This window comes from Streptomyces sp. R21 (assembly GCF_041051975.1).
GTDB lineage: Bacteria > Actinomycetota > Actinomycetes > Streptomycetales > Streptomycetaceae > Streptomyces.
The window spans coordinates 4,158,837-4,184,502 of record NZ_CP163435.1 but is presented as its reverse complement, the minus strand read 5'-3'; the positions used below and the strand labels follow the sequence as shown (position 1 = coordinate 4,184,502).

Below are 25,666 nucleotides of genomic sequence, written 5' to 3'. Positions count from 1 at the left end.
GGCATTCCTCGCAGGACAGTTCCGCCAGGCTCCGAAGGGGCTTGCCTCCCTGTGAGGCAGCCCCTTCGGGGAACCGGCAGACGATCAGGAGATAGACGTGATCCAGCAGGAGTCGCGACTCCGTGTCGCCGACAACACTGGTGCGAAGGAAATCCTTTGCATCCGTGTGCTCGGTGGCTCCGGTCGCCGCTACGCGGGCATCGGTGACGTCATCGTCGCCACCGTCAAGGACGCGATCCCCGGCGGCAACGTGAAGAAGGGTGACGTCGTCAAGGCGGTCATCGTTCGCACCGTCAAGGAGCGCCGCCGTCCGGACGGCTCGTACATCCGCTTCGACGAGAACGCCGCCGTCATTCTGAAGAACGACGGCGACCCTCGCGGCACCCGCATCTTCGGCCCGGTCGGCCGAGAGCTGCGCGAGAAGAAGTTCATGAAGATCATCTCGCTCGCGCCGGAGGTGCTGTAAGCATGAAGATCAAGAAGGGCGACCTGGTTCAGGTCATCACCGGTAAGGACAAGGGCAAGCAGGGCAAGGTCATCGCGGCCTACCCCCGCGAGGACCGCGTCCTGGTCGAGGGTGTCAACCGGGTCAAGAAGCACACCAAGGCCGGTCCCACCGCTGGTGGTTCGCAGGCCGGTGGCATCGTCACGACCGAAGCCCCTGTTCACGTGAGCAACGTTCAGCTCGTCGTGGAGAAGGACGGCAACAAGGTCGTCACGCGTGTCGGTTACCGCTTCGACGATGAGGGCAACAAGGTTCGCGTTGCCAAGCGGACGGGTGAGGACATCTGATGGCTACCACCACCACTCCGCGTCTCAAGACGAAGTACCGCGAGGAGATCGCGGCGAAGCTGCAGGAAGAGTTCTCCTACGAGAACGTCATGCAGACGCCGGGCCTCGTGAAGATCGTGGTCAACATGGGTGTCGGCGACGCCGCCCGTGACTCGAAGCTCATGGACGGTGCCGTCCGTGACCTGACCACGATCACCGGTCAGAAGCCGGCCATCACCAAGGCCCGCAAGTCCATCGCGCAGTTCAAGCTGCGTGAGGGTCAGCCGATCGGTGCCCACGTCACGCTCCGTGGCGACCGCATGTGGGAGTTCCTGGACCGCACCCTGTCGCTCGCGCTTCCGCGCATCCGCGACTTCCGTGGTCTGTCCCCCAAGCAGTTCGACGGCCGTGGCAACTACACCTTCGGTCTCACGGAGCAGGTCATGTTCCACGAGATCGACCAGGACAAGATCGACCGTACCCGGGGCATGGACATCACCGTGGTCACCACGGCGACCAACGACGCTGAGGGCCGCGCCCTTCTCCGTCACCTCGGCTTCCCCTTCAAGGAGGCGTAAGCGAGATGGCGAAGAAGGCTCTGATTGCCAAGGCTGCTCGTAAGCCCAAGTTCGGCGTTCGTGGCTACACGCGCTGCCAGCGCTGCGGCCGTCCGCACTCCGTGTACCGCAAGTTCGGCCTGTGCCGCGTGTGCCTTCGTGAGATGGCTCACCGTGGCGAGCTGCCGGGCGTGACCAAGAGCTCCTGGTAGTCCCCGTAACAAGGGATTCCAGGACTCTCGGTAAGTAAAGGGCTCGGTAAGGCGCCCACCCCTCCATGGCTTAGGCTAGGGGGGTTGGGCGCCTGCCGCCCCAATCGACTTACTACGCCGTAGGTCCCCGCACCGCACCCGTCCCGCCACTGAGTGGGGAGAGGGATGGCGCATACAGGAAACCCCGGCGAGAGAGGCCGAAGGCCAATTCATGACCATGACTGATCCCATCGCGGACATGCTTACGCGTCTGCGTAACGCGAACTCGGCGTACCACGACGATGTCGCGATGCCGCACAGCAAGATCAAGTCGCACATCGCGGAGATCCTCCAGCAGGAGGGCTTCATCACCGGCTGGAAGGTCGAGGACGCCGAGGTCGGCAAGAAGCTCGTCCTCGAGCTGAAGTTCGGCCCGAACCGTGAGCGCTCCATCGCGGGCATCAAGCGGATCTCGAAGCCGGGTCTGCGCGTGTACGCGAAGTCCACCTCCCTGCCCAAGGTGCTGGGTGGCCTCGGCGTGGCGATCATCTCCACGTCCCACGGGCTCCTCACTGACAAGCAGGCCGGCAAGAAGGGCGTAGGCGGAGAAGTTCTCGCCTACGTCTGGTAGCGGAAGGGAACGGAGGAAACAGCTATGTCGCGTATTGGCAAGCTCCCCATCACGGTTCCCGCCGGCGTGGACGTCACCATCGACGGCCGTACGGTCCAGGTGAAGGGCCCCAAGGGCGCTCTTTCCCACACCGTCGCGGCGCCGATCGAGGTCGCCAAGGGTGAGGACGGCGTTCTGAACGTCACCCGCCCCAACGACGAGCGTCAGAACAAGGCCCTGCACGGCCTGTCCCGCACGCTGGTGGCGAACATGATCACCGGCGTGACCCAGGGTTACGTGAAGAAGCTCGAGATCAGCGGTGTCGGTTACCGCGTCCTGGCGAAGGGCTCCAACCTGGAGTTCTCGCTCGGCTACAGCCACTCGATCACTGTCGAGGCCCCCGAGGGCATCACCTTCAAGGTGGAGAACCCGACCCGTTTCTCGGTCGAGGGCATCGACAAGCAGAAGGTCGGAGAGGTTGCGGCCAACATCCGCAAGCTGCGCAAGCCCGACCCGTACAAGGCCAAGGGCGTCAAGTACGAAGGCGAAGTCATCCGCCGCAAGGTCGGAAAGGCGGGTAAGTAAGCCATGGCATACGGTGTCAAGATTGCTAAGGGCGACGCTTACAAGCGTGCTGCCATCAAGCGTCGCCACATCCGGATCCGCAAGCACATCTCGGGTACGGCTGAGCGTCCGCGTCTGGTCGTGACGCGCTCCAACCGTCACATCGTGGCCCAGGTCATCGACGACGTTAAGGGTCACACCCTCGCGTCGGCGTCGACCCTGGACACCACGATCCGCGGTGGCGAGTCCGACAAGTCCGCGCAGGCCAAGTCGGTCGGCGCCCTGGTCGCCGAGCGCGCCAAGGCTGCCGGTGTCGAGGCTGTCGTATTCGACCGTGGTGGTAACCAGTACGCCGGGCGCATTGCTGCCCTGGCGGACGCCGCCCGCGAAGCCGGACTCAAGTTCTGAGTCGCTTCCGTAGCTAGCGGAAACAGAGAGAGGTAATCCAATGGCTGGACCCCAGCGCCGTGGAAGCGGTGCCGGTGGCGGCGAGCGGCGGGACCGGAAGGGCCGTGACGGCGGCGCTGCTGCCGCCGAGAAGACCGCGTACGTTGAGCGCGTTGTCGCGATCAACCGCGTCGCCAAGGTTGTGAAGGGTGGTCGTCGCTTCAGCTTCACCGCGCTGGTCGTGGTAGGCGATGGCGATGGCACCGTGGGTGTCGGTTACGGCAAGGCCAAGGAGGTGCCGGCCGCGATCGCCAAGGGTGTTGAAGAGGCCAAGAAGCACTTCTTCAAGGTTCCCCGTATCCAGGGCACCATCCCGCACCCGATCACGGGCGAGAAGGCCGCGGGCGTCGTCCTGCTCAAGCCTGCTTCCCCCGGTACCGGCGTTATCGCCGGTGGCCCGGTGCGTGCAGTGCTCGAGTGCGCCGGCGTTCACGACATCCTGTCGAAGTCGCTCGGCTCGTCCAACGCGATCAACATCGTGCACGCGACCGTGGCGGCCCTCAAGGGCCTGCAGCGTCCCGAGGAGATCGCGGCTCGCCGTGGTCTGCCCCTCGAGGACGTCGCCCCCGCGGCTCTGCTTCGTGCGCGTGCTGGGGCGGGTGCGTAATGGCTCGCCTCAAGGTCACGCAGACGAAGTCGTACATCGGCAGCAAGCAGAACCACCGTGACACCCTGCGCTCCCTTGGTCTCAAGGGCATCAACACGCAGGTCGTCAAGGAGGATCGTCCCGAGTTCCGCGGAATGGTGCACACCGTCCGCCACCTCGTGACGGTCGAGGAGGTCGACTGATCATGGCGGAGAACAACCCGCTCAAGATCCACAACCTCCGTCCCGCCCCGGGCGCCAAGACCGCGAAGACCCGTGTGGGTCGCGGTGAGGCGTCGAAGGGTAAGACGGCCGGTCGTGGTACCAAGGGCACGAAGGCTCGTTACCAGGTTCCGGAGCGCTTCGAGGGTGGCCAGATGCCCCTCCACATGCGTCTCCCGAAGCTCAAGGGCTTCAAGAACCCCTTCAAGGTCGAGTTCCAGGTCGTGAACCTGGACAAGCTCGCCTCGCTCTACCCCGAGGGTGGCGAGGTCACCGTCGAGGGCCTGGTCGCCAAGGGTGCCGTTCGCAAGAACAGCCTCGTCAAGGTCCTGGGCCAGGGCGAGATCACCGTGGCGCTGCAGGTGACGGTTGACGCCGTCTCCGGCTCCGCCAAGGAGAAGATCACCGCCGCCGGCGGTACGGTCACCGAGCTCGTCTGATCACTTCAGGCGTCTCGATGACATGAGCGATTCCCAGCCGGGGATGCCCCACAAAAGGGGCATCCCCGGTTGGTCGTTCCAAGGGGGGCGGTGTCGCCGGTAAGGTGGCCTGCACTGCTAATTTCCGCCCGCTGTGTCCAAGCGGAACTCCGGGTGGCGCTTGGCTGTTAGTTATCTGTTGTGTACGTATCCGTCGAACCTCAAGACCGTCACCTCTGACGCACTTGCGCGGGGGTCGCAGGAGGCACCGTGCTCACCGCGTTCGCCCGGGCGTTCAGGACGCCCGACCTGCGCAAGAAGCTGCTCTTCACACTCGGCGTGATCGTGGTGTACCGCGTGGGTACCCACATCCCGATCCCTGGCGTCGACTACAAGAACGTCCAGACGTGCATCGACGTGGCCAAGGGCAACCAGGGCCTGTTCGGTCTCGTCAACATGTTCAGCGGCGGCGCCCTGCTGCAGATCACGATCTTCGCGCTCGGCATCATGCCGTACATCACGGCGAGCATCATCCTGCAGCTGCTGACGGTGGTGATCCCGCGACTGGAGGCCCTCAAGAAGGAGGGTCAGGCCGGCACGGCGAAAATCACGCAGTACACCCGCTATCTGACGGTGGCGCTGGCCATCCTGCAGGGCACCGGCCTGGTGGCCACCGCCCGCAGCGGCGCGCTCTTCGGCTCCTGCCCCGTCGGCAACCAGATCGTGCCGGACCAGTCGATCTTCACGACCATCACCATGGTCGTCACCATGACCGCCGGTACGGCCGTCGTGATGTGGCTCGGTGAGCTCATCACCGACCGCGGCATCGGCAACGGCATGTCGATCCTGATGTTCATCTCGATCGCCGCGACGTTCCCGTCCGCGCTGTGGACCATCAAGAAGCAGGGCACCCTCGCCGGCGGCTGGATCGAGTTCGGCACGGTCATCGCCGTCGGTCTTGTGATGGTCGGCCTGGTGGTCTTCGTCGAGCAGGCTCAGCGCCGCATTCCGGTCCAGTACGCGAAGCGCATGATCGGCCGCCGGTCCTACGGCGGTACGTCCACCTACATCCCGTTGAAGGTGAATCAGGCGGGTGTGATTCCCGTCATCTTCGCGTCGTCGCTGCTCTACATCCCGGCGTTGATCGCCCAGTTCTCCAAGGACAACTCGGGCTGGAAAACGTGGGTTCAGCAGAATCTGACCAAGGGCGACCACCCGATTTACATCACCATGTACTTTTTGCTCATCGTGTTCTTCGCGTTCTTCTATGTGGCGATCTCGTTCAACCCCGAGGAAGTCGCCGACAACATGAAGAAGTATGGTGGCTTCATCCCGGGCATCCGGGCTGGCCGACCGACCGCTGAGTACCTGAGTTACGTGCTCAACAGGATCACTTGGCCGGGGTCGCTGTATCTGGGTCTGATCGCTCTCGTACCGACAATGGCGTTGGTCGGGTTCAACGCAAGTGGCAACTTCCCGTTCGGTGGGACCAGCATCCTGATCATCGTGGGTGTGGGTCTCGAGACGGTGAAGCAGATCGAGAGCCAGCTTCAGCAGCGCAATTACGAAGGGTTCCTCCGCTGATGCGAATCGTCCTCGTCGGGCCGCCCGGTGCCGGCAAGGGAACGCAGGCCGCGTTCCTCGCCCAGAACCTGTCGATCCCGCACATCTCGACGGGCGACCTCTTCCGCGCCAACATCAGCCAGGGCACGGAGCTGGGCAAGCAGGCGAAGGCGTTTATGGACGCCGGCAACCTGGTGCCGGACGAGGTCACCATCGGGATGGCCAAGGACCGCATGGAGGCGCCGGACGCCGAGAACGGCTTCCTGCTCGACGGCTTCCCTCGCAACGTCTCGCAGGCCGAGGCGCTGGACGAGATGCTGAAGACCGAGGGCATGAAGCTGGACGCGGTCCTGGATCTCGAGGTCCCCGAGGACGAAGTCGTCAGGCGCATCGCGGGCCGCCGCATCTGCCGCAAGGACTCGAGCCACGTCTTCCACGTGGAGTACAAGCAGCCGAAGGCCCCGGGCGTCTGCGACGTCTGCGGCGGCGAGCTGTACCAGCGTGACGACGACTCCGAGGACACGGTGCGCAAGCGCCTGGAGGTCTACCACAGCCAGACCGAGCCGATCATCGACTACTACAAGGCCCAGGGCCTGGTGGTCACGATCTCGGCTCTCGGCAAGGTCGACGAGGTCACGGGGCGCGCCATGGAGGCGCTCAAGCGTGAGGACGACGACAAGTAGTCGTCAGCTGCTTCGGCCGCGGTGCCCTTCGGGGGCGCCGCGGCCTTAGTGTTGTGTACGTAACTGTGTACGGACCGGTGGTCGACGGAGACGCTCGCGCCGGTTGACGGAGAAGACGGAGAGCGCAGGCGCCCATGGTGCAGATCAAGAGCCCCGAGCAGATCGCCAAGATGCGTGAGGCGGGACTGGTCGTCGCCGCGGTACACGCGGCCACGGGTGCGGCGGCGGTTCCCGGCGCCACCACGAAGGATCTGGACGAGGTCGCCCGCAAGGTCCTCGCCGAGCACGGCGCCAAGCCGAACTTCCTTGGCTACGGCGGCTTCCCGGCCACCATCTGCACCTCGGTCAACGAGGTCGTCGTACACGGCATCCCCGACGACAAGACCGTCCTCAAGGACGGCGACGTCATCTCCATCGACGCCGGCGCGATCATCGACGGCTGGCACGGCGACGCCGCGTTCACCGCCTTCGTCGGCACGGGTCACGCTCCGGAGCTGGTCGAGCTCTCCCGGGTGACCGAGGAGTCGATGTGGGCCGGCATCGCGGCGATGAAGCTGGGCAACCGCCTCGTCGACGTCTCCCGCGCCATCGAGACGTACATCCGCCGCCAGCCCAAGCCCGGCGGCGGCAAGTACGGAATCATCGAGGACTACGGCGGCCACGGCATCGGCACCGAGATGCACATGGACCCGCATCTCCTGAACTACGTCGAGCGCAAGCGCGGCAAGGGCCCCAAGCTGGTCCCCGGCTTCTGCCTCGCCATCGAGCCCATGGTCTCCCTGGGCACCCCGAGGACCGAGGTCCTCGACGACGACTGGACGGTCATCACCACCGACGGCACCTGGTCCTCCCACTGGGAGCACTCGGTGGCCCTCACGGAGGAGGGCCCGCTCGTCCTGACGGCCCCCGACGGCGGCAAGGCGAAGCTGGCGGAGCTGGGGATCACGGCTGCGCCGGATCCGCTGGCCTGATCCAGGGCGAGTGCCGGGCTCTTCCCGCCGGTGACGACCTGAGCCCCGACCGCCGGTCGGAGGCCGGCGCAGCCGCTCGAAGCTTGTGAGGCGCCCCTGGCGCCGAGCCCGCGAGAGGGGCGTTTGGGGCTGGGGCCGGCGGCAGGGCGAAGCTGGCGGAGCTGGGGATCACGGCTGCGCCGGATCCGCTGGCCTGATCCGGGGATCACGGCTGTGCCGGACCCCCTGGCTTAATGATCTACGTTGGCGGGCATCCTTCCTCGATTCGTCTTTCCGAGAGGCCTGACGTAGACTGACTCGTCGGCTCTCGTGCACCCGCATGCCTGCATGCGCTCGTACGGAGTCGATCAAGGTAGTCGATTCGAAGGGCGAAGCGTGGCCAAGAAGCAAGGTGCCATCGAGATCGAGGGCACTGTCGTCGAGTCTCTTCCGAACGCAATGTTCAAGGTTGAGCTCCAGAACGGCCACCAGGTTCTGGCACACATCAGCGGCAAGATGCGTATGCACTACATCCGCATCCTCCCTGACGACCGGGTCGTGGTGGAGCTGTCTCCGTACGACCTCACGCGTGGCCGGATCGTCTACCGGTACAAGTAGATCTTGCCTGTATCCCGCTCCGGCGGGGTGGTGGGCACTGACCCGGAGAACCTCACCCAATGAAGGTCAAGCCGAGCGTCAAGAAGATCTGCGACAAGTGCAGGGTGATCCGCCGTCACGGCCGGGTCATGGTCATCTGCGAAAACCCGCGCCACAAGCAGCGCCAGGGCTGACGCACGACCGCACCTTCTGCACCCGCAGAACTTCGCGCGACGCAGTAGTACATGTTCATACGCGGAACCCGGACGTGTCTCGCACGTCCGACACCCCCGGTCGGAGGCCGGGGACCCGATTCGTACCTCATACGGCGACCGGGAACCGGTTTCGTGGAAGACCTCCGAACGACAACTGGAGCCATTGAATGGCACGCGTTTCCGGTGTTGACATCCCGCGCGAAAAGCGTGTGGAGGTCGCCCTGACCTACGTGTTCGGCATCGGCCGGACCCTCTCGCAGAAGACGCTGGCCGAGACCGGCGTCAACCCCGACACCCGCGTTCGCGACCTCTCCGAGGAGGAGCTGGTCCGCATCCGCGAGTACGTGGACGCCAACTTCAAGACCGAGGGTGACCTCCGTCGCGAGGTGCAGGCCGACATCCGCCGCAAGGTCGAGATCGGTTGCTACCAGGGTCTTCGCCACCGTCGTGGCCTGCCCGTTCACGGTCAGCGCACCAGCACGAACGCTCGTACCCGCAAGGGCCCGCGTCGCGCCATCGCCGGTAAGAAGAAGCCGGGCAAGAAGTAGTCCTCAGCGGACGCTTTACCAAGCGGTCTTCGCTGTAGGACCGACCACCTCCCTGTAGGAGAAATAGATGCCCCCCAAGGGTCGTCAGGGCGCTGCCAAGAAGGTGCGCCGCAAGGAAAAGAAGAACGTCGCTCACGGCCACGCGCACATCAAGAGCACGTTCAACAACACCATCGTCTCGATCACGGACCCCTCGGGCAACGTGATCTCCTGGGCCTCCGCCGGCCACGTCGGCTTCAAGGGCTCGCGCAAGTCCACCCCCTTCGCCGCGCAGATGGCCGCCGAGTCGGCCGCCCGTCGCGCGCAGGAGCACGGCATGCGCAAGGTTGACGTCTTCGTGAAGGGCCCGGGCTCCGGTCGCGAGACCGCGATCCGCTCCCTCCAGGCCACTGGCCTCGAGGTCGGCTCCATCCAGGACGTCACCCCCACCCCGCACAACGGCTGCCGTCCGCCGAAGCGCCGCCGCGTCTGACGCACCGGCTCACGGCGGGTGACTCTCGGTCGGCTGGGGGCGTGGGGGTTATCCCCCACAATGTCGCAGCACGGCTGCCGTCCGCCGAAGCGCCGCCGCGTCTGACGCACGGCCGGTAGTTCTTGGGTTTTCGGGCGGTACGGCTCCGTAAAAGGGCTGTATCGCCCGTACCCTTGCAGTAACAGCAGGACGTCAAATAGCGGGCGTCCATGACTGAAGGATCGCAACATGCTGATTGCTCAGCGTCCCTCGTTGACCGAAGAGGTCGTCGACGAATTCCGCTCCCGGTTCGTGATCGAGCCGCTGGAGCCGGGCTTCGGCTACACCCTCGGCAACTCCCTGCGCCGGACCCTCCTGTCCTCGATCCCGGGTGCGGCGGTCACGTCCATCCGTATCGACGGCGTGCTGCACGAGTTCACCACCGTGCCGGGCGTCAAGGAGGACGTCACCGACCTGATCCTCAACATCAAGCAGCTGGTCGTCTCCTCGGAGCACGACGAGCCGGTCGTGATGTACCTGCGCAAGCAGGGCCCGGGTCTGGTCACCGCCGCCGACATCGCGCCCCCGGCCGGTGTCGAGGTGCACAACCCCGACCTGGTCCTCGCCACGCTCAACGGCAAGGGCAAGCTGGAGATGGAGCTGACCGTCGAGCGCGGTCGCGGCTACGTCTCCGCGGTGCAGAACAAGCAGGTCGGTCAGGAGATCGGGCGCATCCCGGTCGACTCGATCTACTCGCCCGTTCTCAAGGTCACCTACAAGGTCGAGGCGACCCGTGTCGAGCAGCGCACCGACTTCGACAAGCTGATCGTCGACGTCGAGACCAAGCAGGCCATGCGTCCCCGTGACGCCATGGCGTCGGCCGGTAAGACCCTGGTCGAGCTGTTCGGTCTGGCCCGCGAGCTCAACATCGACGCCGAGGGCATCGACATGGGCCCGTCCCCCACGGACGCCGCCCTTGCCGCTGATCTCGCCCTGCCGATCGAGGAGCTCGAGCTCACCGTCCGGTCGTACAACTGCCTCAAGCGCGAGGGCATCCACTCCGTGGGTGAGCTCGTGGCTCGTTCCGAGGCCGACCTGCTGGACATCCGCAACTTCGGTGCGAAGTCCATCGACGAGGTCAAGGCGAAGCTGGCCGGCATGGGCCTGGCCCTCAAGGACAGCCCGCCCGGATTCGACCCGACCGCCGCCGCCGACGCCTTCGGCGCCGACGACGACGCGGACGCGGGCTTCGTCGAGACCGAGCAGTACTGATCTGTTCCATCTCCGGGGGTCCCGCGAAGACCCCCGGATCTTCGACGGGCATCCGCCCGCTCGGACACTGACCTCGGTACCTGATACGGCCGGGGCAGACACCTAGGAGAAACACCATGCCGAAGCCTGCCAAGGGTGCCCGTCTGGGCGGCAGCGCCGCGCACGAGAAGCTGCTCCTCGCGAACCTCGCGAAGTCGCTCTTCGAGCACGGCCGCATCACCACCACCGAGGCCAAGGCCCGCCGCCTGCGTCCCTACGCGGAGCGTCTGGTCACCAAGGCGAAGAAGGGCGACCTTCACAACCGCCGTCAGGTGCTCTCGGTGATCACGGACAAGAGCATCGTGCACACGCTCTTCACCGAGATCGGCCCGCGCTACGAGAACCGCCCGGGTGGCTACACCCGTATCACCAAGATCGGTAACCGCCGTGGCGACAACGCGCCCATGGCTGTCATCGAGCTGGTCGAGGCGCTGACCGTCGCGCAGCAGGCCACGGGTGAGGCCGAGGCCGCCACCAAGCGTGCCGCGAAGGACACCGAGGCCCCCAAGGCCGAGGTCGTCGAGGACGCTGCTCCGGCTGCCGCCGAGGGCGACGAGTCCAAGGACGCCTGAGCTTCGGCTCGCGTTTGAGCGGGTCCGCCCTTCGGGGCGGGCCCGCTTTCGCGTTTTGAGAGGATCGATGGGTGAGTGACGAGGTAGAGCCCGGGTTCGTACGGGTGCGGCTGGACCTGTCGTACGACGGCAGTGAGTTCTCCGGGTGGGCCAAGCAGGCCGGGGGGCGGCGGACCGTGCAGGGCGAGATCGAGGACGCCCTGCGGACCGTGACGCGGTCCCGGGAGACGACGTACGAGCTGACCGTGGCCGGGCGCACGGACGCCGGGGTGCATGCGCGCGGGCAGGTGGCGCACGTCGACCTGCCGGAGGGGCTCTGGGCCGAGCACCGCGAGAAGCTGCTGAAGCGGCTCGCCGGGCGGCTGTCCAAGGATGTGCGGGTGTGGTCCCTCACCGAGGCCCCCGCCGGGTTCAACGCGCGGTTCTCGGCGGTGTGGCGGCGGTACGCCTACCGCGTCACCGACAACGTCGGGGGCGTCGACCCCCTGCTGCGCAATCACGTCCTCTGGCACGACTGGCCGCTGGACGTCGACGTCATGAACGAGGCTGCCCAAAAGCTCGTCGGGGAGCACGACTTCGCCGCGTACTGCAAGAAGCGCGAGGGCGCGACGACCATTCGTACGCTCCAGGAGCTGAGTCTCGTGCGGGGCGAGGACGGGATCATCACCGCGACCGTGCGGGCCGACGCCTTCTGCCACAACATGGTGCGCTCGCTCATCGGGGCGCTGCTGTTCGTGGGGGACGGGCACCGCCCGGCCGACTGGCCCGGGAAGGTGCTGGCCGCCGGCGTTCGCGACTCGGCCGTGCATGTCGTACGGCCGCACGGGCTGACGTTGGAGGAAGTCGGTTACCCCGCCGACGAGTTGCTGGCCGCGCGCAACAAGGAGGCGCGCAACAAGCGGAGCCTGCCCGGGGCCGGTTGCTGCTGACCGAGAAGCGATCATGGTCGGGATGATCCAGTCAGATGGTCCACGGGGAGATGGCATGACGAACGACGTGGGGGCGGACGCGGCGGTCACGGTGGTGATGCCGACGTACAACGAGGCGGGGAACCTGCCGAGAATGGCCGAGGCGGTGCTGCAACTGCCGCTCGGCGGGCTGCACTTGAAGATCGTGGACGACTCCAGCCCGGACGGCACCGGGCGGATCGCCGACGAGCTCGCCGAGAAGTACAACGCCGACGGGCGGCGCCGTATGAGCGTGCTGCACCGCACCGAGAAGGACGGCCTGGGGCGGGCGTACACGGCGGGTATGGGCGCCGCGCTCGACGAGGGCGCGCAGTACGTGGTGCAGATGGACGCCGACGGCAGCCATCCCGTGGAGGCGGTGCCGCAGATGCTGGGCACGGCCGTGGCCACCGGGGTGGGGCTGGTCGTCGGCAGCCGGTACGTCGAGGGCGGCGCGCTCGACGAGGACTGGGGCGTGCACCGGGTCCTGCTGTCGCGGTTCGCGAACCGGTACGCGCGCACGGTGCTCGGCACGAAGATCCGGGACATCACCGCCGGGTTCAACCTGTGGACGGCGGCGGCTCTGCGCGATGTCGACCTGGCCACGCTGGACAGCGCGGGCTACAGCTTCCAGGTGGAGCTGAAGTACAAGGCCGTACGCGCAGGTCACAGCGCCGTCGAGATCCCGATCCGCTTCGAGGAGCGGACCGAGGGGGTCTCGAAGATGACGCTGCGCACGCAGCTGGAGTCGGCGGTGGTGCCGATCCGGCTGCGGATGAGGAACAAGTAGCGACCGTGCACTCGGCCGCCGCCCACCGTTACTCGTTGGCGGCGGCCGACGCCTGGGCCTCGCCGCGGCGGCGGATCTGCCGGAACGTGAAGTCCTGAAGGTCGTCGCCGGTCGTGAAGACCTTCGCGTCCTTCTTCGTCACGTCCTTGCCGCTGGTGAACCCGGAGATCGTGAAGTAGGCGTAGCGGCCGTAGGAATTCGTGGTCGTGCGGCAGATCGCCGTACGGCAGAAGGCGCCGACGCCCTGCCCGGACAGCGAGGTGACCATGCTCTTGTCGTCCGTCTCCTTCTTGGCCTTGGTCGCCTGCTCGGCGGTGTCGAAGAGCGCGACGCCGACCGTCACCCCGATGCCGTCCTTGATGTACGTGACGCGCATCACGCGGGTGCAGCCGTTCTTGGTGAGCACCGCGGGGAGTGTGCGCTGTACCGCGGTGGCGCACTTCGTCGTGGAGGCGGTCGGGCCCTTGCGGTAGACGCGGTCACCCACCGTCAGCTGTGAACCCGGGAAGAGGATGTCCGGGCTGAGCGGCGCCGTGTCCTTCTGCACGCTGGATATGAAGTCCATCGGGTCCAGCGGGGGAGGGGCCGTCGTCGGCTCGAACGTGGGGTCCTGCGCGGCGCTGTCGCTCGGGATGGCAGCGGAGGGCGGCAGGTCACCGGTGGGTTTGTTCGAGGCCGTGTTGTTGCCGTCCGAGTTCACCACGGCCATGGCGACGGCAGCGCCGATCGCCAGGGTGGCGAATGCTCCGCCCATGATCAGCAGCAGTCTGCGCCGCTTGTTGCGCGACTCCGACGCCTCGGCGAGCGCCGCCCAGTCGGGCGTCCCGCCCCGCTGGTTGCCCCACTGCGGTTGCTGGGAACCCGGTTTCCAGGGATCCCACGGGGGCTCCCCCTGCCCATAGCTCATGGGCCGCATCTTAGACGGGGCGCGGGGGTGCCGTTCCGCCCCGGAGGCCGCTCCTGTCTCCGTCGTACCCTTGGGGAGAACGGCAAAAGTGACATCTCCGGATGCTCCGGATGGAGCGGCTTCCCCGGGTGCCCGAGAAGGCTTCGCCAGGGGGTCGTCGTCCCGCGTTTTGACCCGTCCGGGGCGGCGCGGGTAGTGTTGCGGTTTGTTATGCGTATCGGCTTGGTCGTTCTCACGCGATGGGCCCGTACGTAGGTTCCCTGGAGCAGTTACCAGTGGGCGGCATACGGGCTGCGTTCCCGGCACTGTCGTCCCCAGCTGCACGATCGCTTCAGTGATGCCATGTGTCAGGACCCATCCACTGAAGAAGCGAAGGCTACGAAGTGCGTACGTTCAGCCCTAAGCCCGGCGACATCACTCGCCAGTGGTACGTCATTGACGCCCAGGATGTCGTCCTGGGCCGTCTGGCCACCACTGCCGCGAACATCCTGCGGGGCAAGCACAAGCCGATCTATGCCCCCCACGTCGACGCCGGTGACTTCGTCATCATCATCAACGCCGACAAGGTGCACCTCTCGGGCAACAAGAAGACCCAGAAGCTGGCGTACCGCCACTCCGGGTACCCGGGTGGTCTGCGCTCCGTCCGTTACGACGAGCTGCTGGCCAAGAACCCCGAGAAGGCCGTCGAGAAGGCCATCCGGGGCATGATCCCCAAGAACACCCTGGGCCGTCAGGTGCTCTCGAAGCTGAAGGTCTACTCGGGCGACCAGCACCCGCACGCTGCCCAGCAGCCGGTGCCGTTCGAGATCACCCAGGTCGCGCAGTAGTTCCGGCCACACCCCCAAAGACAGAAAAGAATCTGAGGAGCATCGTGGCCGAGACCACCGTTGAGCAGCCGGTCGAAGAGACCGAGACCGAGCTTGTCGACATCGAGAGCTACACCACCGAGTCCGAGGTGCCCGTCGAGGGCGAGTACACCTCGGAGTCGCTCGCGGGCCGCTTCGGCGACCCGCAGCCCGCGGCCGGCCTGGGCCGTCGCAAGAACGCCATCGCCCGCGTCCGGATCGTCCCGGGCACCGGCAAGTGGAAGATCAACGGTCGCACCCTTGAGGACTACTTCCCCAACAAGGTGCACCAGCAGGAAGTCAACGAGCCCTTCAAGGTGCTCGAGCTCGAGGGCCGCTACGACGTCATCGCCCGCATCTCGGGTGGCGGCGTCTCCGGTCAGGCCGGTGCGCTCCGTCTCGGTGTCGCCCGTGCGCTGAACGAGGCCGACGTGGACAACAACCGCGGCGCCCTCAAGAAGGCCGGCTTCCTCAAGCGCGACGACCGTGCGGTCGAGCGCAAGAAGGCCGGTCTCAAGAAGGCCCGTAAGGCCCCGCAGTACAGCAAGCGTTAATCACCGCCTGCTGCTTTTCGTACGACCGTTCGCCCCGGCGGCACGCTGTGTGCCGTCGGGGCGTTCGTTTATCACAGGCTTGGGCGTATAACGGCACAAGGCCCTCAAAGGCTTGTGTGATCGGATGAAATCCGAATTCTGAAGTACCTCGGGAGGACAAGTGGGACGACTCTTCGGCACGGACGGCGTGCGCGGTGTCGCCAACGCGGATCTGACGGCCGAGCTGGCGCTCGGACTCTCCGTGGCGGCGGCACATGTACTCGCCGAGGCAGGCTCGTTCGAGGGCCACCGGCCGGTGGCAGTGGTCGGGCGGGACCCGCGTGCGTCCGGGGAGTTCCTGGAGGCCGCCGTGGTCGCGGGCCTCGCGAGTGCGGGCGTGGACGTCCTGCGCGTCGGCGTGCTGCCCACCCCCGCGGTCGCGTATCTCACCGGTGCGCTCGGCGCCGACCTCGGCGTCATGCTCTCGGCCAGCCACAACGCGATGCCGGACAACGGCATCAAGTTCCTCGCGCGCGGCGGCCACAAGCTCGACGACGAGCTGGAGGAGCGGGTCGAGGCCGTCTACGACGAGCACCGCACCGGCGCCCCCTGGAGCCGTCCGACCGGAGCCGGAGTCGGCCGCGTCAAGTCGTACGCCGAGGGCTTCGACCAGTACGTCGCCCACCTCATCGGTGTCCTGCCCAACCGTCTCGACGGGCTGAAGATCGTCCTGGACGAGGCGCACGGCGCCGCCGCCCGTGTCTCGCCCGAGGCCTTCTCGCGCGCCGGTGCCGAGATCATCACGATCGGCGCCGAGCCCAACGGCCTCAACATCAACGACGGCTGCGGCTCCACGCACCTGGGCCTTCTCAAGGCCGCCGTCGTCGAGCACGGCGCCGACCTCGGCATCGCGCACGACGGCGACGCCGACCGCTGCCTCGCCGTGGACCACACGGGCGCCGAGATCGACGGCGACCAGATCATGGCCGTACTCGCGCTGGCGATGCGGGAGCGTTCCGCACTGCGCTCCGACACCGTTGTCGCGACTGTCATGTCCAATCTGGGCTTCAAGCTGGCCATGGAGCGCGAGGGCCTGAACCTCATCCAGACCGCGGTCGGCGACCGTTACGTCCTGGAGGAGATGAAGCAGCACGGCTACGCCCTCGGTGGCGAGCAGTCCGGGCACGTGATCATCCTGGACCACGCCACCACCGGTGACGGCACCCTGACCGGCCTGATGCTGGCCGCCCGGGTCGCCCAGACCGGCCGTACGCTCCAGGACCTCGCGTCCGTCATGGAGCGACTGCCGCAGGTGCTCGTCAACGTGCCGGACGTCGACCGGTCGCGGGTGAGGACCTCCGCCGAACTGGCCGCCGCGGTCGCCGACGCCGAGCGCGAACTCGGCTCCACCGGACGGGTGTTGCTCCGTCCCTCGGGCACCGAGCCGCTCGTCCGCGTCATGGTCGAGGCCGCCGATATCGACCAGGCACGGTCGGTCGCCGGGCGGCTCGCGGATGTGGTGAAGTCGGCGCTCGGCTAGCCGATCCCGCCGACAGGGCCCCTGCGCTGCCTCGCCCAGAACCACTTCTGGGCGAGCAGCGTGAGCGTTCCGGCGATCACGATGCCGAGCAGGTTGAACAACAGCTGCTTGCTGGAGCCCCACATCTGGGAGTAGTCCGTGTAGCTGAAGGCCACCGCGGCGTTCGCGGCCGCCGGGACCGTGGTCACCGAGATCGCGACGCCGATCAGGGCGCCCGACTTGGCGGAGGTCAGCGAGAGCGTCCCGGCGATGCCCGCGAGGAACGCCACCACGAAGGACATCCAGTCGGGCTTCCAGATGAAGGCCGTGTTGGGCCGGGGCGCCTCCACCATCGACCTCTCGAAGAGCCCGAAGGCGTCCAGCAGCCAACTGAAGCCCGCCGTCAGCACCATCGCCACCGCGAATCCGGCGAGCAGCGCCCACAGCGAGCGCCACACCAGCTGCGGGGCGCGCTGTACAAGGGCCGTGGAGATCCCGGCCAGCGGGCCGAACTCCGGGCCCACCGCCATCGCGCCCACGATCAGGATCGCGTTGTCGAGCATCACACCACAGGCCGCCAGCATCGTGGCGACGGTGAGGAACGCGATGTAGGTGACGTTGAGCGTCGACTCCTCGTGCGTCGCGTCCCGCAGCTGCTCCCACAGCACCGCGTCCGCGCCCTCGCCCGGCGCCTCCTCCTCGGCCTTGTCGGCGCGCCTCGACAGCGACAGGTCGATGTTCTCGACCGCGATCGAGCCCGTCTTGTCGAGGTCCAACCCCCGTAGGCCGCCGATGAGTTCGTCGCCCGCCTCGCGCGCGACATCGCACATCACCACGTCCCCGACGGGGTTGCGGGCGGCGCCCGGCATCACGACGAGATGCGTGGTGCCGACCGTCTTCTCGATCAGGCGGACCACGTCGTCGGTCCTGTCGGCCGGGGTGATCAGGCGCAGATGCAGCATGCCCGCAGGGTAGCCGTCAGAGTTTGCGCAGGCTCAGCCGCTGCACCTTGTGGTCCGGTCCCTTGCGTACGACGAGGGCGGCGCGGCCGCGCGTGGGGGCCACGTTCTCCAGCAGGTTCACCTTGTTGATGGTCCGCCAGGTCGTACGGGCGTAGTCGAGCGCCTCCTCCTCGGAGACCTGGGTGTACTTGCGGAAGTACGAGGAGGGGTTCTGGAAGGCCGTCTCGCGCAGCCTGCGGAAACGGTTCAGGTACCAGCGCTCGATGTCCTCGGTGCGGGCGTCGACGTACACGCTGAAGTCGAAGTAGTCGGCGAGACCGACGCGGGTGCGGCCGTCCTTGCCGGGCAGGGCGGGCTGCAGTACGTTGATGCCCTCGACGATGAGGATGTCGGGGCGGCGCACCGTGAGCCGCTGGTCGGGGACGATGTCGTAGATCAGGTGCGAGTAGACGGGCGCCGTCACCTCGTCCTTGCCCGCCTTGATGTCCGCGACGAAACGGGTGAGCGCCCGGCGGTCGTACGACTCCGGGAAGCCCTTGCGCGACATCAGACCGCGCGCCTGAAGCTCCTTGGTGGGCAGCAGGAAGCCGTCCGTGGTGACCCGCTCGACGCGCGGGTGCTCGGGCCAGCGGGAGAGGAGCGCCTGGAGGAGGCGGGCCACGGTGGACTTGCCGACCGCGACCGAGCCCGCGACTCCTATGACGAAGGGGGTGCCCGACTGGGAGCCCTTCTCGCCGAGGAAGGTGTTGAGGGCGCCGCGCAGGCCGTCGGTGGCGCCGACGTACAGATTGAGAAGTCTGGACAGCGGGAGGTAGATGTCCCGCACCTCGTCCAGGTCGATGACATCGCCCAGGCCGCGCAGCTTCTCCACCTCCTCGGCGGTCAGCGGGAGCGGCGTCTTGTCACGCAGCGCACTCCACTCGGCACGGGTGAGGTCGACGTAAGGAGTCGCCTCCGGCTTGGGCCGGTGGGCGCTCCGCGGCGGCGAGGAGACCGGAGAGATCACAGTCCATTGTTACGGGAGTATGGACGGGATGGGGGGTGGGGTCCGTCACGCGGGCCACGGCCCGGTGGTGGCAAGGGCCGCGCGTGGGCTTCGTACGGCCGTGGGAATTTCCGATATCGGGCAGGAAGAGCCCTGTTGGGGCGGGCGTCGGCCCGTAGGCTGCGGCGCATGTGCGGAATCGTGGGATACGTGGGGTCGCAGTCGGCGCTTGACGTGGTGATGGCCGGACTGAAGCGACTGGAGTACCGGGGGTACGACTCGGCGGGTGTCGCCGTGCTCGCGGACGGCGGGCTGGCCTCGGCCAAGAAGGCCGGGAAGCTCGTCAACCTGGAGAAGGAACTCGTCGACCGGCCGCTGCCGACCGGGTCCACGGGGATCGGGCACACCCGGTGGGCCACCCATGGCGGGCCCACGGACGCCAACGCGCACCCGCATCTGGACAACGCGGGCCGCGTCTGCGTCGTGCACAACGGCATCATCGAGAACTTCGCCCTGCTGCGCGCCGAGCTGGCCGAGCGCGGGCACGAGCTCGCCTCCGAGACGGACACCGAGGTGGTCGCGCATCTGCTCGCCGAGGAGTTCTCGGCCTGCGCGGACCTCGCGGAGGCGATGCGGCTGGTGTGCCGACGCCTTGAGGGCGCGTTCACGCTGGTCGCGGTGCATGCGGACGAGCCGGATGTGGTCGTGGGTGCGCGGCGGAACTCGCCGCTCGTGGTGGGCATCGGCGAGGGCGAGGCCTTCCTCGCCTCGGACGTCGCCGCCTTCATCGCCCACACGCGCTCCGCGATCGAGCTGGGGCAGGACCAGGTCGTGGAGCTGCGCCGGGACGGGGTGACGGTCACCGGGTTCGACGGCGCGCCCGCCGAGGTGCGCTCGTTCCACGTCGACTGGGACGCCTCCGCCGCGGAGAAGGGCGGCTACGACTACTTCATGCTCAAGGAGATCGCCGAGCAGCCGAAGGCCGTCGCGGACACCCTGCTGGGCCGCATCGACGCGGCGGGCTCGCTGACGCTCGACGAGGTGCGGATCTCCGCCTCCGAGCTGCGCGAGGTCGACAAGGTCGTGATCATCGCGTGCGGTACGGCCTTCCACGCCGGGTTGATCGCCAAGTACGCCATCGAGCACTGGACGCGGATCCCGTGCGAGGTGGAGCTGGCGAGCGAGTTCCGCTACCGCGATCCGATCCTCGACTCCCGCTCGCTGGTGATCGCCATCTCCCAGTCCGGCGAGACCATGGACACGCTGATGGCGCTGCGGCACGCCCGTGAGCAGGGCTCCAAGGTGCTGGCGATCTGCAACACGAACGGGTCGACGATCCCGCGCGAGTCCGACGCCGTGCTGTACACGCACGCCGGGCCGGAGGTCGCGGTCGCCTCGACGAAGGCGTTCCTGACGCAGCTGGTGGCCTGCTACCTGGTCGCGCTGTACCTGGGGCAGGTGCGCGGCACCAAGTGGGGCGACGAGATCCAGGCCGTGATCCGGGACCTCGCCGAGATCGCGGGTTCGGTGGAGCAGGTGCTCGCCACGATGGAGCCGGTACGGGAGCTGGCCCGGTCGCTCGCCGACAAGAACACCGTGCTGTTCCTCGGCCGGCACGTCGGCTATCCGGTCGCCCTGGAAGGCGCGCTGAAGCTGAAGGAGCTGGCCTACATGCACGCCGAGGGCTTCGCGGCGGGCGAGCTGAAGCACGGGCCGATCGCGCTGATCGAGGAGGACATGCCGGTCGTGGTGGTCGTGCCGTCGCCCCGGGGGCGGTCCGTGCTCCACGACAAGATCGTGTCGAACATCCAGGAGATCCGGGCGCGGGGTGCGCGGACGATCGTGATCGCGGAGGACGGCGACGAGGCGGTCGTCCCGTACGCCGACCATCTGATCCGCATCCCCGCCACGCCGACGCTGCTCCAGCCGATGGTCGCCACGGTGCCGCTCCAGGTCTTCGCCTGCGAGCTGGCCACGGCTCGGGGCAACGAGGTGGACCAGCCCCGGAACCTGGCGAAGTCGGTGACCGTGGAGTAGGTGCGGCGGGCCTCGCCGTGGTCCTTCGTCGCCGGCATGATCCCGCTCACAGTCTGATGACGGATCACCCCCGGTTATGTACCGTGCAAGGCCTCAACAGGCCTGGCCGGGGGGCTAGTTCGGCGAGGCCTCTCGACTTCACTGTGGGGGATTCCATGCGCGTGCGCGCTGCTGCGGTCGCTCTTTCCGGCGCCGTCGTTCTTTCGGTGTTCGTTCTTCCGGCCGCCGCGCAGGCGACGGAGCGCCCCGGTGTGTCGGCGGAACTCGGGGCCTTCGGTGCGAAGACCGTCCTTCCGAAGGACTCGCTGGGTGCCACCAAGTTCACGAACGCGGTCATCAACGGCGGCAAGGACATCGTGCTCGGCGTGAGCACCAAGAAGTCCGTCACCGTCACGTACACCGCCTCCAACGACAGCGGCATCGCCCTCACCCAGGCCTTCCTGTGGCAGGGCACCGACAGCTCGAACGTGGACACCATCACCGGTTCCCTCGGGCCGGTCGAGGACCCCACCTGCACGGAGTCGACGACCCAGCTCGGCGTCTACAGCTGCAAGGCGGTCTTCGACATCGACCCCGCGAAGGACTTCGCGGACGGCAACGGAGTCGCGGGGACCTGGAAGCTGTTCCTCGGCGCCTACGACCTCTACGCGAACGCCAGCTACAACGACGACGTCGCCACCACCAAGCTGAAGCGCGCCGCCACGCTGACCGTCAACGCCTCCCCGGAACCGGTGAGGAAGGGCAGGACCGTCACCGTCACCGGCAAGCTGAGCCGCGCCAACTGGACCACGGGCAAGTACGCGGGCTACTCCACCCAGCCGGTGCAGTTGCAGTTCCGCAAGAGCGGGACCAGCACCTACAGCACCCTCAAGACGGTCAACTCCAGCACCACCGGCGCCCTGAGCACGACCACCACGGCGGGCGTCGACGGCTACTACCGCTTCTCCTTCGCGGGCACCACGACCACCGGCTCGAAATCGGCGACCGGCGACTTCGTCGACGTTCAGTAGGCAGGCGGCCAGACCGTAGGGTGCCCGGTATGAGCATCATCGGGGTCGGAATCGACGTGGCCGAGATCGACCGGTTCGCGGCGTCGCTGGAGCGGACGCCCGGGATGGCGCAACGGCTGTTCCGGGACAGCGAGTTGCTGCTGTCCAGCGGGGAGCGCCGGGGCATCGCCTCGCTCGCCGCCCGCTTCGCCGCGAAGGAGGCCCTGGCGAAGGCCCTCGGTGCCCCGGCCGGCCTGTACTGGACGGACGCCGAGGTGTACGTCGAGGACAGCGGACAGCCGCGCCTGCGGGTGACGGGCACCGTGGCGGCGCGGGCGGCCGAGCTGGGGGTGCGGTCGTGGCACGTGTCGCTGAGCCATGACGCGGGCGTGGCCTCGGCGGTGGTGATCGCGGAGGGGTAGCTCCTGCGCGAAGCGCGCCGGGTACGGAAGACTCGGTGGCATGCGGACTGCGTACAGCGTGGAGACGGTAAGGGCGGCCGAGCGGGAGCTGATGGCGCGGCTCCCGGAGGGTGCGTTGATGCAGCGCGCCGCCGCCGGGCTCGCCGCGGCGTGCGGCGACCTGCTCGGGCGGGTCTACGGCAGCCGGGTCGTGCTGCTGGTGGGCAGCGGGGACAACGGCGGTGACGCCCTGTACGCGGGGGCTCGGCTCGCCCGTCGCGGTGCGGGCGTGACCGCCGTGCTGCTCGCCCCGGAGCGGACCCACGCCGGGGGACTGGCCGCGCTGCGCCGGGCCGGCGGCCGGGTGACGGAGCCCGCTGCCGGCGAGGAGGCGATCCGCCGCGGCGACCTCGTCCTCGACGGGATCGTGGGGATCGGCGGCAAGGGCGGGCTGCGTGCCGATGCGGCCCCCTTGGCCGAGGCCGCTGCCCGGTCCCGTGCGGCCGTCGTCGCCGTGGACCTGCCGAGCGGCGTCGACGCCGACACCGGCGAGGTGCACGGCGCCGCGGTGCGGGCCGATCTGACGGTGACCTTCGGTACGTACAAGCCGGGGCTGCTGATCGATCCGGGCCGGGAGTACACGGGGGCGGTGCGGCTCGTCGACATCGGGCTCGACCTGCCCGACGGCGCCGAACTGGAGGCCCTCCAGCACGCCGACGTGGCGGAGCTGCTGCCCCTGCCGGGCGCGGCCAGCGACAAGTACCGGCGAGGGGTCGTCGGCATCGCCGCCGGGTCCGCGCGCTACCCCGGGGCGGCCGTGCTCGCCGTCTCCGGCGCGCTGCGCGGCGGCGCGGGAGCCGTCCGGTACGTGGGGCACGCCGCGGACGCGGTGATCGCCCGGTTCCCCGAGACGCTGGTGTCCAGCGGGTCGCCCACCAAGGCGGGGCGCGTCCAGGCGTGGGTCGTCGGGCCCGGGGCCGGGGACGAGGAGCAGGCCGTGGCCGAGGTGATCGGCATGGACGTGCCCGTGCTCGTCGACGCGGACGGGCTGCGGCTGGCGGGGCGCGATGCCGTACGCGCCCGTACGGCGCCCACTCTGATGACCCCGCACGCGGGGGAGGCCGCCGCGCTGCTCGGCGTCCCGCGCGACGAGGTCGAGGGCGCGCGGCTGTCGGCCGTGCGGGAGCTGGCCGCCCGCTACGAGGCGACGGTGCTGCTCAAGGGGGCGACCACGCTCGTGGCCGACCACCGGGGCGGGGCGGTGCGGGTGAACCCGACCGGGACGTCGTGGCTGGCCACCGCGGGAAGCGGGGACGTGCTGTCGGGGCTCGCCGGGTCGCTGCTCGCCGCCGGGCTCGGGGCGCTGGACGCAGGGAGCGTCGCCGCGTATCTGCACGGGCTCGCCGGGCGGTTCGCCTCGGACGGGGCGCCCGCCGGGGCCCACGACGTGGCCGACGCCATTCCGGAGGCCTGGCGGGACGTGCGGGCCTGAGGAATTAGCTGACAAACGGGGGACCCCTCCGCGCGGCTCCGTCCGCCACGCCGAAGCCGCACGTTTCTCTGATCGCATGATCAGAGGACGTATGAGACGGATGACCTTTCGAGGGATCGCCGTGCTGCTCACCGTCGTCGCCGCGATGCCCGTGGGCAGCGCGGTCGCCGCCGGCCCCGGCTCGGCAGCCGTGGGGTGCAACGCCCGGACCGGCCCCTACCAGCGGCAGGTCGAGCGATGGCTGAAGCTCCGCGTCGACGGGCGGCAGTCCGGGAGCGACTGTGCCGCCATTCGCGCCTTCCAGCGACGGCACGGGATCACGCCCGACCGCGGCTACGCCGGGCCCGCCACCTGGGGGACCATGCGGTTGCTGTCGGCGCGGAAGGACCCGAACGCGGCCGGGAAGTGCCCTGTGCGGTCGTACCGCGTTGCCTGTGTCGATCTGAAGCGGCAGCTGACCTGGGTGCAGAAGGGGAATCGGGTGCTGTGGGGGCCCGTGCCGATGCGGAGCGGGAAGGCGGGGTACCGGACCAGGACCGGGTGGCACCGGGTCTACTGGAAGCACCGCAACCATGTGTCGTCGATCTACCACACCGCGATGCCGTACAGCCAGTTCTTCGACCGGGGACAGGCCTTCCACGCCATTCCCGGCAGCGTCTACGACCCGAACGGCTCGTGGGGCTGCGTGAATCTGCGGCTCGCCGACGCCCGCACCCTGTGGCGCGTCCTCAAGAAGGGCGACCGTGTGTACGTGTGGGGGCGCAGGGCCGGCACCTGAGCCGCTTCACGTATGGCGCCGGGAGGCTGTCGGACCCCTCTGAGACACTGGGGGCGCGATGACTGACACAGCCCCACTGCGCGCACGCGCTGAGATCGATCTGGCCGCCCTGCGGGCCAACGTGCGGACCCTGCGCGCCCAGGCGCCGGGCGCGGCCCTGATGGCCGTGGTCAAGTCCGACGCGTACGGCCACGGGGCGGTCCCGTGCGCCCGCGCGGCCGTCGAGGCGGGCGCCGGCTGGCTCGGCACCGCCACGCCGCAGGAGGCGCTCGCGCTGCGCGAGGCGGGGCTGCCCGGGCGGATCATGTGCTGGCTGTGGACGCCGGGCGGCCCCTGGCGGCAGGCCATCGAGGCCGATCTCGACGTGTCGGTGAGCGGCCTGTGGGCGCTGCGCGAGGTCACCGCGGCCGCGCGCGAGGCCGGCCGGCCCGCCCGCGTCCAGCTCAAGGCCGACACCGGCCTCGGGCGGAACGGCTCGGGGCCAGGCGACTGGCCCGACCTCGTCGCCGAGGCGCTGCGCGCCGAGGGTGAGGGTCTCGTGACCGTCACCGGCCTCTGGTCGCACTTCGCCTGCGCCGACGAACCCGGCCACCCCTCCATCCAGGCCCAGCTCACCCGCTTCCGCGCGATGGTGGCGTACGCCGAGGAGCAGGGCGTCCGCCCCGAGGTGCGGCACATCGCCAACTCGCCCGCCACGCTCACGCTTCCCGATGCCCACTTCGACCTCGTGCGCACCGGCATCGCGATCTACGGCATCTCCCCGAGCCCGGAGATCGGCACCCCGGCCGACCTGGGCCTGCGACCCGTGATGACACTGAGCGCCTCCCTCGCCCTGGTGAAGCAGGTTCCGGGGGGTCACGGCGTCAGCTACGGGCATCACTACGTCACCCCCGGCGAAACGACCCTCGGCCTCGTCCCCGTCGGCTACGCGGACGGCATCCCACGGCACGCCTCCGGCACCGGCCCCGTGCTGGTCGGCGGCAAGTGGCGTACGGCCGCGGGCCGGATCGCGATGGACCAGTTCGTCGTGGACCTCGGGGGAGACGACCCCGGGCCGGGCGCGGAGGCCGTCCTCTTCGGGCCGGGCGACCGCGGTGAGCCCACCGCCGAGGACTGGGCTCAGGCCGCGGGCACCATCGCTTACGAAATCGTCACACGCATCGGAACCCGCGTTCCCCGCGTCTACGTGAATGTGAACGAGGAACAGAACAAGTAGCCCCCGCAG

33 protein-coding genes are annotated in these 25,666 nt (G+C 68.4%); 30 read left to right on the top strand and 3 right to left on the bottom strand.

Annotation, left to right across the window (positions count from 1 at the left end):
* Positions 1–97 precede the first annotated feature (97 nt).
* The 21 genes from rplN to AB5J56_RS18550 all read left to right on the top strand — a co-directional run bounded on the left by rplN (position 98) and on the right by AB5J56_RS18550 (position 12,993).
* A complete protein-coding gene (rplN, locus tag AB5J56_RS18650) occupies positions 98–466 on the top strand; it encodes a 50S ribosomal protein L14 (RefSeq protein ID WP_003998823.1) in 369 nt (122 codons plus the stop codon).
* A 2-nt stretch (positions 467–468) separates the two neighbouring features.
* A complete protein-coding gene (gene rplX, locus AB5J56_RS18645) occupies positions 469–792 on the top strand; it encodes a 50S ribosomal protein L24 (RefSeq protein WP_356131400.1) in 324 nt (107 codons plus the stop codon).
* Positions 792–1,349 carry a 50S ribosomal protein L5 gene (gene rplE, locus AB5J56_RS18640; protein ID WP_037626984.1) on the top strand — a complete coding sequence of 186 codons (558 nt, stop codon included), beginning with the start codon at positions 792–794 and terminating at the stop codon, positions 1,347–1,349. Before rplX ends, rplE begins: the two co-directional genes overlap by 1 nt.
* A gap of 5 nt (positions 1,350–1,354) precedes the next feature.
* Positions 1,355–1,540, top strand: coding sequence for a type Z 30S ribosomal protein S14 (locus AB5J56_RS18635; protein WP_003948630.1), 186 nt, complete (start codon positions 1,355–1,357; stop codon positions 1,538–1,540).
* Positions 1,541–1,751: 211 nt separating this feature from the next.
* Complete coding sequence (gene rpsH, locus AB5J56_RS18630) at positions 1,752–2,150, top strand: 30S ribosomal protein S8 (RefSeq protein WP_055614920.1); 399 nt, start codon at positions 1,752–1,754, stop codon at positions 2,148–2,150.
* A 24-nt stretch (positions 2,151–2,174) separates the two neighbouring features.
* Positions 2,175–2,714 carry a 50S ribosomal protein L6 gene (gene rplF / locus AB5J56_RS18625; protein WP_369233870.1) on the top strand — a complete coding sequence of 180 codons (540 nt, stop codon included), beginning with the start codon at positions 2,175–2,177 and terminating at the stop codon, positions 2,712–2,714.
* A 3-nt stretch (positions 2,715–2,717) separates the two neighbouring features.
* Positions 2,718–3,101 (top strand): 50S ribosomal protein L18, encoded by a 384-nt coding sequence (rplR, locus tag AB5J56_RS18620; RefSeq protein ID WP_010986354.1) that lies wholly within the window; start codon positions 2,718–2,720, stop codon positions 3,099–3,101.
* Between the two features lie 40 nt (positions 3,102–3,141).
* Complete coding sequence (gene rpsE, locus AB5J56_RS18615) at positions 3,142–3,747, top strand: 30S ribosomal protein S5 (RefSeq protein WP_006376045.1); 606 nt, start codon at positions 3,142–3,144, stop codon at positions 3,745–3,747.
* Entirely contained in the window at positions 3,747–3,929 is a 183-nt protein-coding gene (gene rpmD / locus AB5J56_RS18610) for a 50S ribosomal protein L30 (protein ID WP_055553514.1), read from the top strand. The genes rpsE and rpmD overlap by 1 nt, the downstream gene beginning before the upstream one ends.
* Before the next feature lie 2 nt (positions 3,930–3,931).
* On the top strand, positions 3,932–4,387 hold the full coding sequence (gene rplO / locus AB5J56_RS18605) for a 50S ribosomal protein L15 (protein WP_369233869.1): 456 nt from the start codon (positions 3,932–3,934) through the stop codon (positions 4,385–4,387).
* A gap of 249 nt (positions 4,388–4,636) precedes the next feature.
* On the top strand, positions 4,637–5,950 hold the full coding sequence (gene secY, locus AB5J56_RS18600) for a preprotein translocase subunit SecY (protein WP_369233868.1): 1,314 nt from the start codon (positions 4,637–4,639) through the stop codon (positions 5,948–5,950).
* The gene (locus AB5J56_RS18595; protein WP_369233867.1) at positions 5,950–6,612 is read left to right on the top strand and encodes an adenylate kinase; all 663 of its coding nucleotides are present in this window, start codon (positions 5,950–5,952) and stop codon (positions 6,610–6,612) included. Before secY ends, AB5J56_RS18595 begins: the two co-directional genes overlap by 1 nt.
* A gap of 134 nt (positions 6,613–6,746) precedes the next feature.
* On the top strand, positions 6,747–7,583 hold the full coding sequence (gene map / locus AB5J56_RS18590) for a type I methionyl aminopeptidase (protein WP_369233866.1): 837 nt from the start codon (positions 6,747–6,749) through the stop codon (positions 7,581–7,583).
* A 375-nt stretch (positions 7,584–7,958) separates the two neighbouring features.
* The gene (infA, locus tag AB5J56_RS18585; protein WP_003948620.1) at positions 7,959–8,180 is read left to right on the top strand and encodes a translation initiation factor IF-1; all 222 of its coding nucleotides are present in this window, start codon (positions 7,959–7,961) and stop codon (positions 8,178–8,180) included.
* A gap of 59 nt (positions 8,181–8,239) precedes the next feature.
* Entirely contained in the window at positions 8,240–8,353 is a 114-nt protein-coding gene (gene rpmJ / locus AB5J56_RS18580) for a 50S ribosomal protein L36 (RefSeq protein WP_003998809.1), read from the top strand.
* Between the two features lie 188 nt (positions 8,354–8,541).
* The gene (rpsM, locus tag AB5J56_RS18575) at positions 8,542–8,922 is read left to right on the top strand and encodes a 30S ribosomal protein S13 (protein WP_266455950.1); all 381 of its coding nucleotides are present in this window, start codon (positions 8,542–8,544) and stop codon (positions 8,920–8,922) included.
* Positions 8,923–8,989: 67 nt separating this feature from the next.
* Positions 8,990–9,394, top strand: a complete 405-nt coding sequence (gene rpsK, locus AB5J56_RS18570) for a 30S ribosomal protein S11 (RefSeq protein ID WP_003956432.1) — start codon at positions 8,990–8,992, stop codon at positions 9,392–9,394.
* A 228-nt stretch (positions 9,395–9,622) separates the two neighbouring features.
* Positions 9,623–10,645 carry a DNA-directed RNA polymerase subunit alpha gene (locus AB5J56_RS18565; RefSeq protein ID WP_003966937.1) on the top strand — a complete coding sequence of 341 codons (1,023 nt, stop codon included), beginning with the start codon at positions 9,623–9,625 and terminating at the stop codon, positions 10,643–10,645.
* Positions 10,646–10,761: 116 nt separating this feature from the next.
* Positions 10,762–11,256 carry a 50S ribosomal protein L17 gene (gene rplQ / locus AB5J56_RS18560; protein WP_356131426.1) on the top strand — a complete coding sequence of 165 codons (495 nt, stop codon included), beginning with the start codon at positions 10,762–10,764 and terminating at the stop codon, positions 11,254–11,256.
* A 71-nt stretch (positions 11,257–11,327) separates the two neighbouring features.
* A complete protein-coding gene (gene truA / locus AB5J56_RS18555) occupies positions 11,328–12,185 on the top strand; it encodes a tRNA pseudouridine(38-40) synthase TruA (RefSeq protein WP_369233865.1) in 858 nt (285 codons plus the stop codon).
* 55 nt (positions 12,186–12,240) lie between these two features.
* A complete protein-coding gene (locus AB5J56_RS18550; RefSeq protein WP_369233864.1) occupies positions 12,241–12,993 on the top strand; it encodes a polyprenol monophosphomannose synthase in 753 nt (250 codons plus the stop codon).
* A 28-nt stretch (positions 12,994–13,021) separates the two neighbouring features.
* On the opposite strand, the gene AB5J56_RS18545 is transcribed toward AB5J56_RS18550, so the two are convergent.
* On the bottom strand, positions 13,022–13,900 hold the full coding sequence (locus tag AB5J56_RS18545) for a hypothetical protein (RefSeq protein ID WP_369233863.1): 879 nt from the start codon (positions 13,898–13,900) through the stop codon (positions 13,022–13,024).
* Positions 13,901–14,283: 383 nt separating this feature from the next.
* On the opposite strand from AB5J56_RS18545, the gene rplM reads away from it, so the two are divergent.
* The 3 genes from rplM to glmM all read left to right on the top strand — a co-directional run bounded on the left by rplM (position 14,284) and on the right by glmM (position 16,818).
* Positions 14,284–14,727 carry a 50S ribosomal protein L13 gene (gene rplM / locus AB5J56_RS18540; RefSeq protein ID WP_369233862.1) on the top strand — a complete coding sequence of 148 codons (444 nt, stop codon included), beginning with the start codon at positions 14,284–14,286 and terminating at the stop codon, positions 14,725–14,727.
* A 44-nt stretch (positions 14,728–14,771) separates the two neighbouring features.
* The gene (gene rpsI / locus AB5J56_RS18535) at positions 14,772–15,299 is read left to right on the top strand and encodes a 30S ribosomal protein S9 (RefSeq protein ID WP_369233861.1); all 528 of its coding nucleotides are present in this window, start codon (positions 14,772–14,774) and stop codon (positions 15,297–15,299) included.
* 160 nt (positions 15,300–15,459) lie between these two features.
* Positions 15,460–16,818 (top strand): phosphoglucosamine mutase, encoded by a 1,359-nt coding sequence (gene glmM, locus AB5J56_RS18530; RefSeq protein ID WP_369233860.1) that lies wholly within the window; start codon positions 15,460–15,462, stop codon positions 16,816–16,818.
* Here glmM and AB5J56_RS18525 read toward each other — a convergent pair.
* Both AB5J56_RS18525 and coaA read right to left on the bottom strand, forming a co-directional pair.
* Complete coding sequence (locus AB5J56_RS18525; RefSeq protein WP_369233859.1) at positions 16,815–17,759, bottom strand: DUF389 domain-containing protein; 945 nt, start codon at positions 17,757–17,759, stop codon at positions 16,815–16,817. The two genes, glmM and AB5J56_RS18525, sit on opposite strands and share 4 nt — an antisense overlap.
* A gap of 16 nt (positions 17,760–17,775) precedes the next feature.
* Complete coding sequence (gene coaA, locus AB5J56_RS18520) at positions 17,776–18,765, bottom strand: type I pantothenate kinase (RefSeq protein WP_369233858.1); 990 nt, start codon at positions 18,763–18,765, stop codon at positions 17,776–17,778.
* 168 nt (positions 18,766–18,933) lie between these two features.
* Between coaA and glmS the strand changes: the two genes are divergently transcribed.
* The 6 genes from glmS (at position 18,934) to alr (ending at position 25,657) form a co-directional block, all read left to right on the top strand.
* A complete protein-coding gene (gene glmS / locus AB5J56_RS18515) occupies positions 18,934–20,781 on the top strand; it encodes a glutamine--fructose-6-phosphate transaminase (isomerizing) (RefSeq protein ID WP_369233857.1) in 1,848 nt (615 codons plus the stop codon).
* Between the two features lie 155 nt (positions 20,782–20,936).
* On the top strand, positions 20,937–21,791 hold the full coding sequence (locus tag AB5J56_RS18510) for a hypothetical protein (protein WP_369233856.1): 855 nt from the start codon (positions 20,937–20,939) through the stop codon (positions 21,789–21,791).
* 29 nt (positions 21,792–21,820) lie between these two features.
* Positions 21,821–22,192 carry a holo-ACP synthase gene (locus AB5J56_RS18505; RefSeq protein ID WP_369233855.1) on the top strand — a complete coding sequence of 124 codons (372 nt, stop codon included), beginning with the start codon at positions 21,821–21,823 and terminating at the stop codon, positions 22,190–22,192.
* A 40-nt stretch (positions 22,193–22,232) separates the two neighbouring features.
* Positions 22,233–23,663: an NAD(P)H-hydrate dehydratase gene (locus AB5J56_RS18500; protein ID WP_369233854.1), complete on the top strand. Its 1,431-nt coding sequence runs from the start codon at positions 22,233–22,235 to the stop codon at positions 23,661–23,663.
* 100 nt (positions 23,664–23,763) lie between these two features.
* Positions 23,764–24,441 (top strand): L,D-transpeptidase family protein, encoded by a 678-nt coding sequence (locus AB5J56_RS18495; protein WP_369233853.1) that lies wholly within the window; start codon positions 23,764–23,766, stop codon positions 24,439–24,441.
* Positions 24,442–24,499: 58 nt separating this feature from the next.
* Positions 24,500–25,657: an alanine racemase gene (gene alr / locus AB5J56_RS18490; RefSeq protein ID WP_369233852.1), complete on the top strand. Its 1,158-nt coding sequence runs from the start codon at positions 24,500–24,502 to the stop codon at positions 25,655–25,657.
* Positions 25,658–25,666 lie beyond the last annotated feature (9 nt).

What these genes read in the sequence shown, in the direction of transcription:
- rplX (WP_356131400.1), top strand. Translation starts at nt 469, where the DNA reads ATGAAGATCAAGAAGGGCGACCTGGTTCAGGTCATCACCGGTAAGGAC.
- rplE (WP_037626984.1), top strand. Translation starts at nt 792, where the DNA reads ATGGCTACCACCACCACTCCGCGTCTCAAGACGAAGTACCGCGAGGAG.
- AB5J56_RS18635 (WP_003948630.1), top strand. Translation starts at nt 1,355, where the DNA reads ATGGCGAAGAAGGCTCTGATTGCCAAGGCTGCTCGTAAGCCCAAGTTC.
- rpsH (WP_055614920.1), top strand. Translation starts at nt 1,752, where the DNA reads ATGACCATGACTGATCCCATCGCGGACATGCTTACGCGTCTGCGTAAC.
- rplF (WP_369233870.1), top strand. Translation starts at nt 2,175, where the DNA reads ATGTCGCGTATTGGCAAGCTCCCCATCACGGTTCCCGCCGGCGTGGAC.
- rplR (WP_010986354.1), top strand. Translation starts at nt 2,718, where the DNA reads ATGGCATACGGTGTCAAGATTGCTAAGGGCGACGCTTACAAGCGTGCT.
- rpsE (WP_006376045.1), top strand. Translation starts at nt 3,142, where the DNA reads ATGGCTGGACCCCAGCGCCGTGGAAGCGGTGCCGGTGGCGGCGAGCGG.
- rpmD (WP_055553514.1), top strand. Translation starts at nt 3,747, where the DNA reads ATGGCTCGCCTCAAGGTCACGCAGACGAAGTCGTACATCGGCAGCAAG.
- rplO (WP_369233869.1), top strand. Translation starts at nt 3,932, where the DNA reads ATGGCGGAGAACAACCCGCTCAAGATCCACAACCTCCGTCCCGCCCCG.
- AB5J56_RS18595 (WP_369233867.1), top strand. Translation starts at nt 5,950, where the DNA reads ATGCGAATCGTCCTCGTCGGGCCGCCCGGTGCCGGCAAGGGAACGCAG.
- map (WP_369233866.1), top strand. Translation starts at nt 6,747, where the DNA reads ATGGTGCAGATCAAGAGCCCCGAGCAGATCGCCAAGATGCGTGAGGCG.
- rpmJ (WP_003998809.1), top strand. Translation starts at nt 8,240, where the DNA reads ATGAAGGTCAAGCCGAGCGTCAAGAAGATCTGCGACAAGTGCAGGGTG.
- rpsM (WP_266455950.1), top strand. Translation starts at nt 8,542, where the DNA reads ATGGCACGCGTTTCCGGTGTTGACATCCCGCGCGAAAAGCGTGTGGAG.
- rpsK (WP_003956432.1), top strand. Translation starts at nt 8,990, where the DNA reads ATGCCCCCCAAGGGTCGTCAGGGCGCTGCCAAGAAGGTGCGCCGCAAG.
- AB5J56_RS18565 (WP_003966937.1), top strand. Translation starts at nt 9,623, where the DNA reads ATGCTGATTGCTCAGCGTCCCTCGTTGACCGAAGAGGTCGTCGACGAA.
- rplQ (WP_356131426.1), top strand. Translation starts at nt 10,762, where the DNA reads ATGCCGAAGCCTGCCAAGGGTGCCCGTCTGGGCGGCAGCGCCGCGCAC.
- AB5J56_RS18550 (WP_369233864.1), top strand. Translation starts at nt 12,241, where the DNA reads ATGACGAACGACGTGGGGGCGGACGCGGCGGTCACGGTGGTGATGCCG.
- AB5J56_RS18545 (WP_369233863.1), bottom strand. Translation starts at nt 13,900, where the DNA reads ATGAGCTATGGGCAGGGGGAGCCCCCGTGGGATCCCTGGAAACCGGGT.
- AB5J56_RS18525 (WP_369233859.1), bottom strand. Translation starts at nt 17,759, where the DNA reads ATGCTGCATCTGCGCCTGATCACCCCGGCCGACAGGACCGACGACGTG.
- glmS (WP_369233857.1), top strand. Translation starts at nt 18,934, where the DNA reads ATGTGCGGAATCGTGGGATACGTGGGGTCGCAGTCGGCGCTTGACGTG.
- AB5J56_RS18510 (WP_369233856.1), top strand. Translation starts at nt 20,937, where the DNA reads ATGCGCGTGCGCGCTGCTGCGGTCGCTCTTTCCGGCGCCGTCGTTCTT.
- AB5J56_RS18505 (WP_369233855.1), top strand. Translation starts at nt 21,821, where the DNA reads ATGAGCATCATCGGGGTCGGAATCGACGTGGCCGAGATCGACCGGTTC.
- AB5J56_RS18500 (WP_369233854.1), top strand. Translation starts at nt 22,233, where the DNA reads ATGCGGACTGCGTACAGCGTGGAGACGGTAAGGGCGGCCGAGCGGGAG.
- AB5J56_RS18495 (WP_369233853.1), top strand. Translation starts at nt 23,764, where the DNA reads ATGACCTTTCGAGGGATCGCCGTGCTGCTCACCGTCGTCGCCGCGATG.
- alr (WP_369233852.1), top strand. Translation starts at nt 24,500, where the DNA reads ATGACTGACACAGCCCCACTGCGCGCACGCGCTGAGATCGATCTGGCC.